Below are 15,252 nucleotides of genomic sequence, written 5' to 3'. Positions count from 1 at the left end.
GTTGTCGCTGCGCACTAGCATCGCGTCGACGACCTGCGCGACCGTGGCGCTGCGCACGACGGCCAGGGGCTGGGCGCTCGCGCCGGGGTCGGCGCGGGTCGCGTCACCGCGCACGCGGATGCCGGCGTCGCGCAGGTAGCCGACGAAGCGCTCCGTGGCGTCCTGCGCGGGCGTGGTGCTGCGGACGCCGTCGCGCTCCCCCTGGTCGGCCCACAGGGCGCTGACGGGCGTGACCACCTGGTCGGCGACGTAGGAGGACTCCCACGTCGGGTTGACGGCGGGCCCCGTGAACAGGCCGGCGTCGTAGCCGATCCGCACGCTCGTGCGGCCCTCGGCCCGCAGCGCCTCGGCGGTGCGCCCCGCGAGGGTGCGCAGGTCGGCGCGGTCGACGCGCGTGGGTCGGCTGGGCCGGGTCGAGGCGAGGTACGGGTCGCCCCCGCCGACCAGCACCACCCGCTCGCCGTCCAGCACGGTCGACGTCGAGAACCGCGCGGTCGGGTCGAGCCTGGACAGCGCGGCGTACGCCGTCAGCAGCTTCGTCGTCGACGCGGGCACGAACGTCGCCGACGCCTCGCGGTCGAGCAGCGACGTGCCGTCGAGCGCCGAGACGCTGACGCCGACGCGCCCGCCGAGGTCGGGGTCGTCGAGCAGGTCGGCGACGGCGGCGCGGACGGCGTCGGGGTCGGGACGTCGGGTGACGACGGGGTCGGGGGCGGTGCGCTCGGGCACCGTGTCGAGGGTGAGCCCGGCGGGGGTCGCGACGGCCTCGGGCCCGCACGCGCCCCCGCAGACGAGCGCGTTCAGCCGCCCGGTGGTCCATCCGAACGCGACCGCGGCGACGAGCGCGCCGACGAGCACCAGGGTGCCCAGCAGCCACGGCAGCCCGACCCTGCCTCGGTCACGTCGCGTCACATGGGCCAGACTATGCACCCAGAGCGCAGGCCCGGTGGTCCGTCCGGCCCCGGCGACACCTCGCTCGGATTATCAGCAACCCACGAGAGGCCCGGCCCGTGATCTTCGATGTGACCGTGGAAATCCCCAAGGGGGAGCGCAACAAGTACGAGGTCGACCACAAGGACCACCGGATCCGCCTCGACCGCACGCTCTTCACCGCCACGCAGTACCCGGCCGACTACGGCTTCATCGACGACACACTGGGCCTCGACGGCGACCCGCTCGACGCGCTCGTGCTGCTGCCGTCGCCCACCTTCCCCGGCTGCGTGATCACGTGCCGCGCGATCGGCATGTTCCGCATGACCGACGAGGCCGGTGGCGACGACAAGGTCCTGTGCGTCCCCGCGACCGACCCGCGCCAGGAGCACCTGCGCGACATCCACCACGTGGCCGAGTTCGACCGCCTGGAGATCCAGCACTTCTTCACGGTCTACAAGGACCTCGAGCCCGGCAAGTCCGTCGAGGGCTCCAACTGGACCGGCCGCGTCGAGGCCGAGGCCGAGATCGAGCGCAGCTTCCAGCGCTTCAAGGACAACGGGGGTTACTGATCACCGAACCCGACGGCGCTCAGCGCCCGAGCGGTTCGGGGATGTGGAGCCGTCGCAGCAGGGGCGTAGCCGCGACGGACGAGTGGTGCACGCCGAAGGCGTCTCTCTGGAGCCGCCGCACAAGGGGCGTAGCCGCGGTGGAGATCGAGACCTGGTGAGAATTCAGTCCCGAGCACGTCGAGGCAGCCACGCTGAGCCGTTGCCGGGTGGTCTCGATACGCCAGGACGAGCTCGCTGGCGCTCGCCGTCCTGACGACTCGACCAGCGGAAGCCGGGCGCGCGTCCAGACCCAGCCTGACCTCAGGCCGACGTCGAGCTGCGCAGCAGCGCGCGCATGGTCTCGGCGAAGACGTCGACGTCGAGCTCGGCGTCGAGCGAGCGCATGGCGCCCAGGCCGATGCCGAGGCTGAGGAGCGCGACGGCGGCCTTGTGCGCACTGATGTCGAGCCGCAGGCCGGCGTCGGCGACGACGCGGTCGATCAGGTCGGCGCTCGACGCGACGAGCATCCGGTGGCGCTTGACGAGCTCGCCGGCGACCCAGGGGCTCTGCCGCGCGACGGCCGCGAACTCGACCTCGAGCGCCGTCCAGCGCGGCTTGCCGAGCTTCTCGCGCACCCAGGCGGCGAAGGCGTCGATCCGTCCGTCGAGGTCGGTGTCGGCCGTGAACGCGGCGACGACGCCCTCGATCTGCTCCTCGTGGATGGTGTCGAGCACGGCCATGCAGAGCTCCTCCTTGCCGGAGAAGTTGGAGTACACGGCGCCCTTGGAGAAGCCGGCCGCGACGGCGACCTTGTCGAGCGAGGTGCCGGCGTAGCCGTCGGCGAGGAAGAGCTCCCGCGCGACCTCGACGAGCCGTTCACGGGTCTGGGCCTGGCGTTCCGCGCGCGTGGTGCTGCGCTCGCTGTCGACGCTCACCGCTGCCTCCCTGTGACGTGGTCCGCGACACTGGTCACGGAACTCGGATACCGATAGTATCCGAAACATGATCACCACCGACACCCTGGTCATCGGTACCGGTTTCAGCGGCATGGGCATGGCGATGAAGCTGCGCGAGGCGGGCCGCACCGACTTCGTCGTCATCGAGAAGGCCGACGACGTCGGCGGCACCTGGCGCGACAACACCTACCCCGGCGCCGAGTGCGACATCCAGTCCCACATGTACTCCTTCTCCTACGAGCTGAACAAGGACTGGAGCCGCGAGTACTCCGGCCAGCAGGAGATCTGGGAGTACATGCGCTCGGTGGCGCGCAAGCACGACCTCTACGACGTCATCCACTTCGGCACCGAGGTCACCGGCGCCGTGTGGGACGAGGACCGGCTGCGGTGGACGGTCAGCACGAGCAAGGAGACCTACGACGCCCGCGTGGTCGTGTCCGGCATCGGCGGCCTGCACATCCCGAACATCCCCGACCTGCCCGGGGCCGAGAGCTTCAGCGGCCCGCGCTTCCACTCCGCGCAGTGGCAGCACGACGTCGACCTCACCGGCAAGAAGGTCGCCGTGGTCGGCACCGGCGCGAGCGCCATCCAGTTCATCCCGCAGATCGTCGGCGACGTCGCGCAGCTCGACGTCTACCAGCGCACCGCGCCGTGGGTCGTGCCGAAGCACAACCACGACATCGAGGGCCGCAAGAGCGCGTTCATCAAGCGGCTGCCCGGCGGCACCCGCGCCTACCGCAACGCCATGTACTGGCTCAACGAGGCGCAGCAGCTGGCCTTCACCGGTCCGCTGCAGAACGTCTCGAAGGTCATGGAGAACAAGGTCTCCGACTACATCCGCCGCACCGTGAAGGACCCCGAGGTCGCGGAGAAGCTGATCCCCGACTACCGCCTCGGCTGCAAGCGCATCCTCAAGACCGACAACTACGTCCCGGTGTACAACCGCGACAACGTCGAGCTCGTCACCGACGGGATCGAGGAGATCACGGCCGACGGCATCCGGGCCAAGGACGGCACGTTCCGCGAGGCCGACGTCATCATCTACGGCACCGGCTTCCACGTGACCGACGCGTTCGAGTGGGTGCACGTGACCGGCAAGGGTGGCCGCGACCTGTCGAAGACGTTCAAGGAGAAGGGCATCGAGACCTACCTGGGCATCTCGGTCGCCGACTTCCCGAACTTCTTCTTCCTGCTGGGCCCGAACACGGCACTGGGGCACAACTCCGTCGTGTTCATGATCGAGCAGCAGACGAAGTGGATCATCGCGATGCTCGACGAGATGGACGAGCGTGGTGCGCAGGCCGTCGAGCCGACGTCGCAGGCGCAGCGCGAGTTCAACGACGCGCTGCAGGAGAAGGTCAGCAAGGGCGTGTGGAGCCAGGGTGGCTGCACGAGCTGGTACCTCGACAGCCAGGGCAAGAACCGCACGATCTGGCCCGGCTTCACGTTCCGCTACTGGTGGGCGACGCGCAAGGTCGAGGCGCAGGACTTCGCGTGGGAGAAGGCGGCCTGACGTGACGGGCCCGGGCCAGGTCGGCGGCGTCGGCGACGAGCACGGCTACGACGTGCCGCCGGGCCCGCGAGGGAACCCGCTGCTCATGACCATGCGCTTCATGCGGAAGCGGGGTCCGCTCGTCCGCGACGCGCACGCCCGGTACGGGGACACGTTCTCCGTGCAGATCCTGCCGGGGCCGCGGACGATCGTCGTCCACGCCGACCCGGCCGACGTGAAGGAGATCTTCGCGGCCGACCCGTCGCAGTTCCACGCGGGCGAGGGCAACGCGATCCTGCGTCCGGTCATGGGCGACCACTCGCTGCTGCTCACGGACGACGCGGAGCACCAGCGCGGACGCAAGCTGCTGATGCCGGCGTTCACGGGTCCGGCGATGCGCAGCTACCGGCCGCTCGTGGAGGGCCTGGCGAAGGAGGCCGTCCAGGGCTGGCACGACGGCCAGCGGCTCGTGACGCTCGACGCGATGAACGCGCTGACGCTCGAGGTGATCCTGCAGGTGGTCTTCGGCGTCACCGACGAGGAGCGGCTGGCGGTGCTGCGCCCGAAGGTCACGCGCATCGTCGACATCGACGCCGGCATCCTGCTGTCGTGGATCTTCCCGCGGCTGCGGAAGGTGCCGCCGTGGCGCGGGTTCTTCACGAACCTGCGCGAGGTCGACGCGCTGCTGTACGCGGAGATCGCCGAGCGTCGGGCCGAGCACGCGCGCGACGGGCTGGAGGGTCGCGACGACGTGCTGTCGCGGCTGCTGCGCGCGGGGGGCGGCGACGGCGAGGAGCCGTTGTCGGACCAGGAGCTGCGCGACCAGCTGGTCACGCTGCTGCTCGCGGGCCACGAGACGACGGCGTCGGCGCTGTCGTGGACGCTGCACGAGCTGGGCAAGGACCCGGCTCTGTTGGAGCGGGCGCTCCGGGCCGCGGACGGCACCGGCGGGGGTGCCGGGCCGGGGGCGGCAGAGGTGACAGGCGAGGCATTCCTGGAGGCCTGCCTCAAGGAGGCCATGCGGCTGCACCCGATCATCGACTTCGTCGCGCGCAGCCTGCAGAGCGACCAGGTGGTCGCGGGGCGTCGTCTGCCGCGGGGCACCACGGTCGCACCGTCGATCATGCTGTCGCACAGCCGGGAGTCGTCGTTCGCCGACGCGCACCTGTTCCGGCCCGACCGGTTCCTCGACGGCGAGGTGTCGGCGGGCACGTGGATCCCCTTCGGCGGGGGCGTGCGGCGCTGCATCGGCGCGGCCTTCTCGCTGATGGAGGGCACAGTCGTCCTCCGTGAGGTCCTGCAGCGCTTCGCGGTGCACACCGAGCAGCCCACCGGCCCGCGGCTGCGCAACATCACCAACGTCCCCGACGACAAGGCCCCGGTGATCCTGCGCGCCCGCTGATTCCCAGGACGACCTGGGAATCAGCAGCCCACCACGGTTCTCGCGCACCCACCTGCGGATGCTTCCCAGGGTGAGCGGGGGACGTCCATGGTGGGTGCCCGACGCAGGCAGGGTCGCGCCCTCGTCGTCACTAAGCGCTTGCTTAGGACCCGTCGGCGGCCCTAGGGTCGGGCCATGCGTGCCGTGCAGATCACGACGCTCGACGGGCCCTCGGCCGTCGAGGTCACCGAGCTCCCCGACCCGACGCCCGCGGAGGGCCAGGTGCTCGTGCGGGTCCGGGCCGCCGGCGTCTCCTTCCCGGAGGTGCTGCAGACCCGCGGGCTGTACCAGCTCAAGCCGGAGCTGCCGTTCGTCCCCGGCTCGGAGGTCGCGGGCGAGGTCGTGTCGGCGCCGGAGGGCTCGGGCTTCGCGCCGGGCGACCGCGTCGCCGGGTTCTGCATGCTCGGCGGGTTCGCCGAGTACGCCGTCACCCAGCCCGACATGACGTTCCCGCTGCCGGACTCCGTCTCCTTCGAGCAAGGCGCCTCGGTGCCGCTGAACTACCTCACCGCCTACTTCGCGCTCGTCGAGCGCGGCCGGCTCGCGGAGGGCGAGCGGGTGCTCGTCCACGGCGCGGCCGGCGGCGTCGGCACCGCGTCGATACAGGTCGCCAAGGCCTTCGGTGCGGGTCACGTCGTCGCCGTCACGTCGACCGCCGAGAAGGGTGCCGTCGCGATCGACGCGGGCGCCGACGAGTTCGTGCTCGCCGACGGCTTCCTCGACGCGGTCAAGGCGTCGGGCAAGGTCGACCTCGTCGTCGACCCCGTCGGCGGCGACCGGTTCACCGACTCGCTGCGCAGCCTGCGCGAGGACGGCCGCCTGCTGGTCGTCGGCTTCACCGCGGGCGACATCCCCGAGGTCAAGGTGAACCGGCTGCTGCTCAACAACCTGAGCGTCGTCGGCGTCGGCTGGGGTGCCTACGCGCTCGCCCGCCCTGGGCACGTGGCGCAGGAGTGGGCCGCGATCGCCCCGCACCTCGCCTCAGGTGCGCTGACGCCGCCGATCGGCGCCACGTTCGGCCTCGACGACGCCGCGCAGGCGCTCGCCGAGATCGACGAGCGTCGCGCGACCGGCAAGGTCCTGCTCGTCCCGTGACCCCCACCGTGCGGCGGCGCTGGTTCGCGCTGCTCACCCCGGCGCAGACCACGGGAGTCGTGCTCGAGGGGCTCGACGTCGTCGGCGGTCCGGTCGTGCCGCTCGAGCAGGCGACGTACGCGGACGCCGACGCGGCGCGCGCGGCGTTCGGGCATCCGGACCCTGCCCCGTCGGCGGGTCGCTTTGTCGACTTTCTCGTGCTCCCTGAGCTCCCGGGCGTCGAGGTCGTCGACGGCGTGCTGCGCGAGACGCGGGCACCGTCCGGCGCGGAGCTCTGGCGGCTCGAGGCCGACGGTCGGCGTCGCGTCATCTCCTACTACGACACCCCTGCCTACGGCTGGCGCAACGGTCGCGGCCCGGTGCGCCCGGCGCCCCACGTCGGCCTCCGCGCCCGGTACGTGTCGCCCGGCGGGGGTGCCGCAGACTACGTCGCCGCGTTCGAGGAGGGCGTCGACGGTGTGCACCTCGTCGCGGTGACCGCCGCCGGCGAGGACCCGCCCGAGGGGTTCACGTGGACCAAGGTCGGCGTCTCCCGCCGCACCGTCCCCCTCGCCGACGTGGAGCTGTACGACGCGGCCACCGGCCACCCCGTCACCCCCTGACCGTTTGCGTGGGACCCCACGCAAACACGCTCCCCCCAACGCAAAAACACGTCCCCGACGCACGTTTAGGTGGGGCCCCACGCAAACGTGCGTCGAGGCGGGGGTCAGGAGGGGCGGGGGAGGAAGGCGAGCTGGGCGGTCTTGTGGCCCAGGTCGACGACGGGGCCGCGCTCGAAGCCCTCGCGCAGGAAGCGCGACACGGAGCGGTCGTTGCGGACGTCGGGCTCGACCACGAGCCGACGGACGGCGGGGTCGGCCAGCAGGACGCGCCGCACGTAGGCGACCAGCGAGCCCGTGAACCCCGACCGCGGCTCACCGGGGCCGACGAAGAGGTGCACGCCGAGGTCGCCCTCCTGCACCGCGTACGCCTCCCCCACCGGGTCGTGCTGCGGCTCGTAGGTCTGGAAGATCGCGACCGGCACCGCATCGTGAGGCGCCGCGGCCACCTCGTGGACGAGGTACGCGTGGTGCGTCGACAGGGAGTCGAGGTAGGCGTACACCTCCCCGACCTCCTCGCGCGTGTGGTCGGTCATCCCCCAGAACTCGGCGCGCTCCTGCGTCACCCAGCCGTGGACCAGGTCGAGGTCGGTCACCGGGTCGAGCGGGCGGTGCGTGAACGTCATGCCAGGTCCTCCTCCAGGGGCGAGGTCGAGCCCGCCGCCCACACGTCCGTCTCGTCGGGCACGGTCCAGCGGCTGCGCGACCGGTCCCCGAGGCTCCACACCAGTCGCGCGACCGGGCCGCGCCACACCCGGTCGTCCAGGCCGGGCAGCGACGACGTCGACAGCACGCAGCCGTCGTCGCCGCCGAGCCGCAGCACCTCGCCGTCGGGGGTCGTGAAGGTGTGCACGTCGCCCCAGGGCCCCACGTCGCCCACCGACGGCGCGACCTCGCGCAGCGCGGCGAGGAGCGTGCAGTCGAGGTCGAACGACGTGAGCAGCGGTGACGCCGCCGTCGGGTCCTCGAGCCAGCGGTCGAGCGCGAGCGCCACGCGCGGCTCGGGGCGCAGCCAGGGCGCGAACAGCTCCTCGGGGCCCGTCCACGGGTCGTCGGACGGCTCGTGCAGCGGGGCGAGCGCGGGGTGCGCGACCAGACGCCGGACGACGGCGGACCGCACCAGCGCGAACAGGGCCGCATCCGTCGACGCGGCGTCCATGTGGCCGTCCCAGGCGAGCAGCCGGTCGCGCACCTGGCGGACCTCGGCCGGCTCCGACGACATCGCCAGCTCCCCCAGCCTGCGCTGCCAGTGCGCGGCTGGCAGCAGCAGCGTGTCGGCGTGCAGCGCCGCGCCGGTCTCGGCGTCGAGGGTCGGCGACGACGCGAGCAGCTGGTGCAGCCGACGACCGCGGTGCGGCGGCGCGAGCTCGTCCGCCAGCGCCGCGCTGTGCCCACCCTGCCGGTGGTTGGCGACCACGGCGTGCTCGGACGGCCCCACCCGTCGGCGGTGCGGCACCACCCACCCCGACCACTCGCCCGACGACTCGCGCCATGGCACGCGGCCGGCCACCCGGTGCAGCACGGCACCGTCGACGTCGGCCACGAGCACGTCGTTGACGGGCTCGACCCAGTGGTCGAGGGCGGCGTCGACGTCGGCGGTGGTGCGGGCCCGCAGCAGCGGCAGCAGCGCGGCGAACCCGAGGTCGTCCAGCAGCCACGGCACGCTGCGCACCGCCACGCCGGAGCCGTCCGGACGCTCGAGGACGACCGGGCCGTCGGCCGTCACCGACACGCCCTCGACGACGTCGCGCGGCGTGTCGGCCTCGACGTCGACGAGCCGCTGGGTGTCGGCCATCGCGTTGGTGATGGCCCACGCGACCGTGCCGGTGTGCCCGAAGTGCTGCACCCCCGGCACGCCCGGGAACGTCAGCCCGACGACGTCGACGTCGGCGTCGCCGGCCACGAGGTGGACCCGCTGGTAGACGCTGGGCACGGTGACGATGCGGTGCGGGTCGGCGCCGATCAGCGGCGCGCCGTCGGCCGACCTGCGGCCTCCCACGACCCAGGCGTTGCTGCCCGAGAGGGCCGGCACCTCCTGCGCGAGCGCGCGCGCCGCGTCCGGGCCGAGCACGCGCGCGGCGTGACGCCGCCAGAGGTGGTGGCCGAGGGATCCGAAGAGCGCGTGGTGGACGGCGAAGACGCCGAGCGAGGTCCAGTCCTGCCAGTCCTCGATCCCGGCGGCCCGCACCCCTGCCGCGTAGGCGTCGACGAAGCCGCGGGTCTCGTCGTCGAGCCGCTCGTGAGCGCGGCGCGCGGTGCGCACGAGCAGCGAACGGCTCCAGAACTCGTCCCAGACGGTGCCCGTGACGGCCTGGACGTGGGCGAGGTCCTCCAGCAGACGGTCCTCGGCGACCTCGACGGTCCTGCGACCCTGCTCGAAGGCGAGCGCCTCGAGCGAGGCGGCGCGCACGGTGAGCACGCTCATGGCCGCCCCCTCACGTCCCGCGCCCGGGAGGGCCCCCGGCGTGTCCCGCCCGAGAGATGCGCCGGGAGCCCACCCGGGTGCGGGACAGCCGTCATCGGCCGTGCAGGGGGTTGGTGAGCCGGCCGACCAGCTGCAGCGACGTGGCCTGGTCGGCGAGGTCGACCATCTCCAGCGTGTTGCGCAGCTGCAGCCGGTTCAGGCAGGAGTGCTCGAAGTCCGGCGCGAGCAGGTCGTACCGCGCGTGCTGGTCGGCCAGCTCCGGGTGGTCGGCCTGCAGGTCGCGCAGGCACTCCGCGGCCACCGCCCAGAAGTCGGAGCCCGGGAGCACCCCGTCGTCGGCGAGGATCGCCGCGAGGAACCGCAGGAACCCGTCGAGCACGTCGGTGAGCACCGCCAGCGACTGCTGACCTTCCGGCACCGTGGCCCGGATGCGGCGCACCGCCTCGGGGAGCTCGTGCTCGGGGTGCGCCTCGGGGCCGTCGCCGACGAGCAGCGCGACCTCCTCGCCGACGTCCTTCATGTAGGCGCGCACGGGCACGTGGCCGCGCAGCACCAGGATCAGGTTCTCCCCGTGCGGCATGAAGGCGAGGTCGTGCGCCCACAGGCAGTGCGCGACCGGACGCAGGTAGACGTCGAGGTAGCGCCGCACCCAGTCGGCCGGGTCGAGACCCGACGCGCGCACCGTCGCCGCGACCAGGCTGCGACCGTCGCGGTCGCGGTGCAGCAGCGACGCCATCGTCGCGGCGCGCTCGCCCGCCGCGAGGGTGGGCGTCTCACGCCACAGGGCGGCGAACATCTTCTGGTACGGACCCCGCCGCACGCCGGCGACCTGCTGGTAGACGCCGCCGGTGTAGCCCACGGCGGCGCGCTCGCGCAGCACCTCGAAGCCGCAGCGACGCAGCTCGGCGTCGTCGGCGACGAGCCGGTGCACCCAGTCGTTGATGGCCGGCGTGCCGCGCATGTAGTGCGGCGACAGCCCCCGCATGAAGCCCATGTTCTGCACCGACAGCGCCGTCTTGACGTAGAACCGCGACGGGTCGGAGACGTTGAGGAACGTGCGCACCGACTGCTGCGCCCGGTAGGCGTCGCGCCCCGGGCCGAGCGGCACGACGTCACGGCGTGCCACATCGGCGGCGAACGTGATGGCCAGCTTGTTGGTCCACTGCCACGGGTGGGCCGGCACGAGCAGGTAGTCGCGGGGCTCGAGCCCCAGCGACCGCAGCCGCAGCTCGAACCCCGCGCGCTCGTCCGCGTCGAGCTCGCCGGCGTAGAGGGTCTCCTCGTCGAGCCCGTCGCCGACGGCCAGCACCGTGTGCTCGCGGCGGACGGCGAGCCACACGAGGTGCACCTCGCTGCCGGTCTCCGGTGCGTAGGCGCGGTAGTCGTCGAGTCCGTAGCCGATGCGGCCGTTCGTGGCGATGAACGCCGGGTGGCCCTCGTGCATGGCCGCCTCGGTCGTGGCCAGGTCGGCGTCGAGGAGGTCCTCGACGCTGTGGTCGTGGTGCACGTCGGACCAGCACGCCGCGGCGAGGGTCGCGCTGAGCTCCTCCAGGTACACGGCGACCAGGTGCTCGGGGATGCCGAGCTCGTCGTGCAGCTCGGCCACCAGCTCGAGCACGTCGACAGGACGCGTCACGTCCTGCTCGACGTCGGCGCGCAGCAGCGACGCCGGGTCGACCGACCAGTGCTCCGGCTCGTGCACGTGCGCGTGGAAGCGCCAGACGGACGCGACCGTCCGCACCTCCCACCAGCCGGCGGCGTCGGGGACGGGCGTGGGCGACAGCAGACGCTCGTGCGTCAGCTCGCCGAGGGCCTTGGCCGCGAGCCGACGCTGCGCGCGCTCCAGCGTCGCCGGCTCCAGGTGGTCGGCTGCGTCGAACGCCTGCTGCGACGTCGCGTGCAGGTCGACGACGGTGCTCATCGGGCCACCACCGCCGCACCGAGCTCGCTGCGCTCCCACTGCTCGCGCGTGCAGGTGCTCAGCAGCGCCCGCTTGTCGGGCAGCTGCACCTCCCCCTCGACGACGAACCCGGCCCGCGCGTTCAGCGCGTGGATGGCCGTGTTGGCGGCGTCGGGCTCGACCACGACCCGCGCGGTCGGCTCGTCGCCGTGACCGAGCAGGGCGAAGCAGTGCCGCATGACCGCGGCGAAGACCTCGGTCGTGAAGCCGTGCACCGGCGTGTCCGTGGGCGCCACCAGCACGTGCATCCCAAGGTCGCCGGGTCGCACGTCCAGCACCGCGCTCAGCGCGGAGTGGGCGGGGTCGTAGGTCTCCGCCAGGAGCGCTGCATTGTTCGCCGCCCACGGCCCGGCACCCCCGCCGACCCGACCCAGCCACGCGTCGTGGTGCGGGCTGGCGACGATGTCGGCGTACTCGCGGCGCACGTCGTCGACGCTCGCGCCCTGCATCATCCAGAACCGCGACCGCGGGTGCGTGACCCAGGCGTGCAGCAGGTCGACGTCGCGCTCGACGTCCAGCGGCGCGAGCTCGATCCTCATCGGTCCACCCCCGTCAGGCTGCGGGCACCGTCGGCGCGGGCTCCCCCGTCCCGGTCGGGCCTCGGCGCGCCGAACGTCTGGAAGGCGATCCGCTCCTCGACGGCGTACACCTCCCGTCCCGCCATGGCGTTGACGATGATCGACGACCGGAACGCACCCATGCCGAGGTCGGGGGCGACGAAGCCGTGGGTGTGCTCCTCGGCGTTCTGCACGAACACGCGGTGCTCGGCGTCGATCGTGTAGTCGGCCGCGACGGCGTAGCGGCCCCGCTCGTCCCAGTGCAGCCCCTCGCGCAAAGGCTCGACGAGGTCGGGAAGCTGGGCCCGGTAGCCCGTGGCGAGCACGAGCGACGCGGTGTCGAGGGCGAACGCCTGGTCCGTCTCGTCGTGGCGCAGCTCCAGCGCGAAGCGCCCCGCACCCTCGTCCCAGCGGGAGGCCGTCAGGGTCGTGCCGGCCAGCAGGTCGGTGGGCACCGGACCGTCGAGGCCCAGGCGGTAGAGCGTGTCGTAGATGTCGTCCACGAGGTCGCCGCTGATCCCCTTGTAGAGCGGCTTGTGCTCGACGACGAGCCGGTCGCGGGTGGTGGTGGGCAACGACTGGAAGTACGCGGTGTACTCCGGCGACGTCATCTCCAGCGTGAGCTTCGTGTACTCCATCGGGAAGAACCGCGGCGACCGCGTCACCCACGTCAGCCGGTAGTCGCGGTCCCGCGCGTCGTCCAGCAGGTCGCGGTAGACCTCGGCGGCGCTCTGGCCACTGCCGACGACGGTGATCGACCCGCTCGCCTGCAGCTGCTCCTTGCGCTGGAGGTACTCGGCGGAGTGGATCGCGAGACCTCCGTCGGCGTCGCAGGCCGCGCGCGCCGCGTCGGGCACGTGCGGCGTCGTGCCCACGCCCAGCACGACGTGCCGGGCCAGCAGCGTCGTCGGGCCGTCGGCGGTGAGGGCGGTGACGGCGAAGAGGTCGCCGTCGCGGCGCACCGACTGCACGTGGTGGCCGAGCCGCACCGGGAGCCGGTCGGCCGCCCAGCGCAGGTAGCGGTCGTACTCGCGACGCAGGGGGTAGAAGCTCTCGCGGATGTAGAACGGGTAGAGCCGGCCGGTCTCCTTGAGGAAGGCCAGGAACGAGTACGGCGAGGTCGGGTCGGCCATGGTGACGAGGTCGGCCATGAACGGCACCTGGAGGGTCGCCTCGGGCAGCATCATGCCGCCGTGCCAGGTGGTCTCCTCGCGCGACTCGAGCACCACGCCCTGCAGGCCCGCGGGCTCGGCGAGCGCGGCCAGGCCGAGGTTGAACGGTCCGGCACCGACGGCGACGAAGTCCAGCACGTCCCCCGCCGCGCTGCGGCCGAGCGCCGTCACGAGGCCACCCCCTGGCGGTCGTGCTCGAGCAGGTCGTCGCCGGCGGCCCGCACGCGCTCGAGGACCCGCACGACGTCGTCGAGCGTCGTCGCCGGGTTGAGCAACGTGAGCTTGAGCCACGACCGGCCCTCGACCTTGGTGCCCGCCACGATCGACCGCCCGTCGCGCCAGAGGGCCTGGCGGATCCGCGGGTTGAGCTCGTCGGCGTGGTCGTCGTCGACACCGTCGGGCTGGTAGCGCAGCACGACGGTGCTCAGCTCGGGCTCGGCGCGCAGCAGGAGGTCGTCCTGCTCACGGACCCAGTCGGCGGCCGCGTGCGCGAGGTCGATGACGCTGTCGAAGCCGTCGCCGACGGCGTCGGCGCCCATGGTGCGCAGCGTCATCCAGAGCTTGAGGGCGTCGAAGCGACGGGTCGTCTGCATGCTCTTGTCGACCTGGTTGGGCAGGTTCGCCGTGCGGGGGTTGAGGTACTCGGCGTGGTAGGTCACGTGCCGCAACGCCCCGGCGTCGCGCACGAGCACCGCGCTCGCGCTGACCGGCTGGAAGAAGGTCTTGTGGAAGTCGACGGTGACGGAGTCGGCGCGCTCGATGCCGTCGAGCCGGTGGCGGCGACGTCGCGACGCGAGCAGGCCGCCCCCGTAGGCGGCGTCGACGTGCATCCACACGCCGTGCTCGGCGCAGAGGTCGGCCACCGGCCCGAGCGGGTCGATCGCGCCGAGGTCCGTGGTGCCGGCGGTCGCGACGACGGCCATCGGCACGAGCCCGTGCGCGAGGCAGTCGTGCAGCGCACGCTCGAGGGCGACGGGGTCCATCCGGTGCCGTGCGTCGACGTCGACGGGCACGACCGCGGCGGCGTCGAGGCCCAGGATCGTGGCCGACTTCTGGACGCTGAAGTGGGCGTCGCGGGAGCAGAACACGCGGAAGCGCGACAGGCTCTCGTTGTAGGCGAGGCCCGGGTCGACGTGGCCTCGCAGGAACGTCTCGCCGCGCGCCATGAGCAGCGCCTGCAGGTTCGACTGCGTGCCGCCGGACGTGAACACGCCGTCGGCGCCCTCCTCGAAGCCGATGCGGCCGGTGGTCCAGTCGACGAGGCGGCGCTCGATGAGCGTGCCGCCGGCGCTCTGGTCCCAGGTGTCGAGCGAGGAGTTGACCGCCGAGACGAACAGCTCGGCGAGCAGGGCCGGCACGACGACGGGGCAGTTGAGGTGCGCCGCGTACCCGGCGTCGTGGAACCAGACGGCGTCGTCGAGGTAGACGTCGCGCAGCTCGGCGAGCGCGCTCTCGACGTCGACCGGCTGGTCGAGGTCGACGGCGTCGACGGTGCGGGCGACGTCGGCGACGCTGCGTCCGCTGAAGGGCTGCTCGACCGAGGCGAGGTGGTCGGTCAGGACGTCGATACCGCGTCGCATGGTCGTGGCATAGTGCTCGGCGTTGGCCGGGCTGAACACGTGGCTGTCCACCGTGCTCCTTCCCCGAGATGTGGTGAGGTGCCCCCTGAAGGCAAGCCTTACCTAATCATCGTGAGGACCGGCCGGGCAACCTCAGGTGACACCCCTCACACACCCGCTCCTCGATCGACCGTCGTGGCCGGACGACCGCCCTCTGTGGCACCTCCTCGCCCACCCGGCACACTGGCGTCCATGCACCCCCTCATCGACTTCTGGCGCTCCGTCGAGGCGCTGCACTCGGTCGTCTACTTCGCCCCCGACGCGCGCGAGCGCTACGAGGCCGTAGGGCTGAAGGGGTGGTGGATGGGCTACGCCGCGTCGAGGTCCGCGGCGCTGGGCACACCCGCGGCGCCCGTCGTCGTGGCGACGTTCCACGGGTTCGCGCCGCGGCTCGTCGAGCGGGCGATCCCCGACGCGTGGCGCCTGGCCGACGGCGACGCCGTGCTCGACACCC

At 72.6% G+C, this 15,252-nt stretch carries 13 protein-coding genes and 1 pseudogene; 6 read left to right on the top strand and 8 right to left on the bottom strand.

Annotated features, from left to right (window positions below):
* The coding region (locus NH339_RS13645; RefSeq protein WP_253026233.1) for a D-alanyl-D-alanine carboxypeptidase at positions 1-912 on the bottom strand (912 nt) is incomplete at its 3' end.
* A gap of 98 nt (positions 913-1,010) precedes the next feature.
* Between NH339_RS13645 and NH339_RS13640 the strand changes: the two genes are divergently transcribed.
* Positions 1,011-1,502, top strand: coding sequence for an inorganic diphosphatase (locus tag NH339_RS13640; protein WP_067860312.1), 492 nt, complete (start codon positions 1,011-1,013; stop codon positions 1,500-1,502).
* 300 nt (positions 1,503-1,802) lie between these two features.
* Here NH339_RS13640 and NH339_RS13635 read toward each other — a convergent pair whose 3' ends face one another.
* Entirely contained in the window at positions 1,803-2,417 is a 615-nt protein-coding gene (locus NH339_RS13635; RefSeq protein ID WP_253026231.1) for a TetR/AcrR family transcriptional regulator, read from the bottom strand.
* A 67-nt stretch (positions 2,418-2,484) separates the two neighbouring features.
* Between NH339_RS13635 and NH339_RS13630 the strand changes: the two genes are divergently transcribed.
* From NH339_RS13630 to NH339_RS13615, 4 genes are all read left to right on the top strand, one after another.
* Entirely contained in the window at positions 2,485-3,951 is a 1,467-nt protein-coding gene (locus tag NH339_RS13630; RefSeq protein ID WP_253026230.1) for an NAD(P)/FAD-dependent oxidoreductase, read from the top strand.
* A 1-nt stretch (position 3,952) separates the two neighbouring features.
* Positions 3,953-5,332, top strand: coding sequence for a cytochrome P450 (locus NH339_RS13625; protein ID WP_253026229.1), 1,380 nt, complete (start codon positions 3,953-3,955; stop codon positions 5,330-5,332).
* A 174-nt stretch (positions 5,333-5,506) separates the two neighbouring features.
* Entirely contained in the window at positions 5,507-6,466 is a 960-nt protein-coding gene (locus NH339_RS13620; protein ID WP_253026228.1) for an NADPH:quinone oxidoreductase family protein, read from the top strand.
* Positions 6,463-7,068, top strand: a complete 606-nt coding sequence (locus NH339_RS13615; protein ID WP_253026226.1) for a hypothetical protein — start codon at positions 6,463-6,465, stop codon at positions 7,066-7,068. The genes NH339_RS13620 and NH339_RS13615 overlap by 4 nt, the downstream gene beginning before the upstream one ends.
* 104 nt (positions 7,069-7,172) lie before the next feature.
* On the opposite strand, the gene NH339_RS13610 is transcribed toward NH339_RS13615, so the two are convergent.
* The 6 genes from NH339_RS13610 to NH339_RS13585 form a co-directional block, all read right to left on the bottom strand.
* Positions 7,173-7,691, bottom strand: coding sequence for a GNAT family N-acetyltransferase (locus tag NH339_RS13610; RefSeq protein ID WP_253026224.1), 519 nt, complete (start codon positions 7,689-7,691; stop codon positions 7,173-7,175).
* Positions 7,688-9,490 carry a penicillin acylase family protein gene (locus NH339_RS13605; protein WP_253026222.1) on the bottom strand — a complete coding sequence of 601 codons (1,803 nt, stop codon included), beginning with the start codon at positions 9,488-9,490 and terminating at the stop codon, positions 7,688-7,690. Before NH339_RS13605 ends, NH339_RS13610 begins: the two co-directional genes overlap by 4 nt.
* Positions 9,491-9,581: 91 nt before the next feature.
* The gene (locus NH339_RS13600) at positions 9,582-11,411 is read right to left on the bottom strand and encodes an IucA/IucC family siderophore biosynthesis protein (protein WP_253026220.1); all 1,830 of its coding nucleotides are present in this window, start codon (positions 11,409-11,411) and stop codon (positions 9,582-9,584) included.
* Positions 11,408-11,989, bottom strand: a complete 582-nt coding sequence (locus tag NH339_RS13595) for a GNAT family N-acetyltransferase (RefSeq protein ID WP_253026218.1) — start codon at positions 11,987-11,989, stop codon at positions 11,408-11,410. Before NH339_RS13595 ends, NH339_RS13600 begins: the two co-directional genes overlap by 4 nt.
* Positions 11,986-13,350 carry a lysine N(6)-hydroxylase/L-ornithine N(5)-oxygenase family protein gene (locus NH339_RS13590; RefSeq protein ID WP_253026216.1) on the bottom strand — a complete coding sequence of 455 codons (1,365 nt, stop codon included), beginning with the start codon at positions 13,348-13,350 and terminating at the stop codon, positions 11,986-11,988. Before NH339_RS13590 ends, NH339_RS13595 begins: the two co-directional genes overlap by 4 nt.
* Complete coding sequence (locus NH339_RS13585) at positions 13,347-14,810, bottom strand: aspartate aminotransferase family protein (protein ID WP_308207076.1); 1,464 nt, start codon at positions 14,808-14,810, stop codon at positions 13,347-13,349. The genes NH339_RS13590 and NH339_RS13585 overlap by 4 nt, the downstream gene beginning before the upstream one ends.
* 180 nt (positions 14,811-14,990) lie before the next feature.
* On the opposite strand from NH339_RS13585, the pseudogene NH339_RS13580 reads away from it, so the two are divergent.
* Positions 14,991-15,252: pseudogene (locus NH339_RS13580) on the top strand (hypothetical protein); the annotation flags it as partial.

The sequence above is a fragment of the Aeromicrobium sp. CnD17-E genome, from assembly GCF_024124745.1.
Classification (GTDB): Bacteria; Actinomycetota; Actinomycetes; order Propionibacteriales; family Nocardioidaceae; genus Aeromicrobium.
The sequence above is the reverse complement of the archived record's forward strand: the minus strand, read 5'-3'. Positions and strand labels throughout refer to the sequence as shown.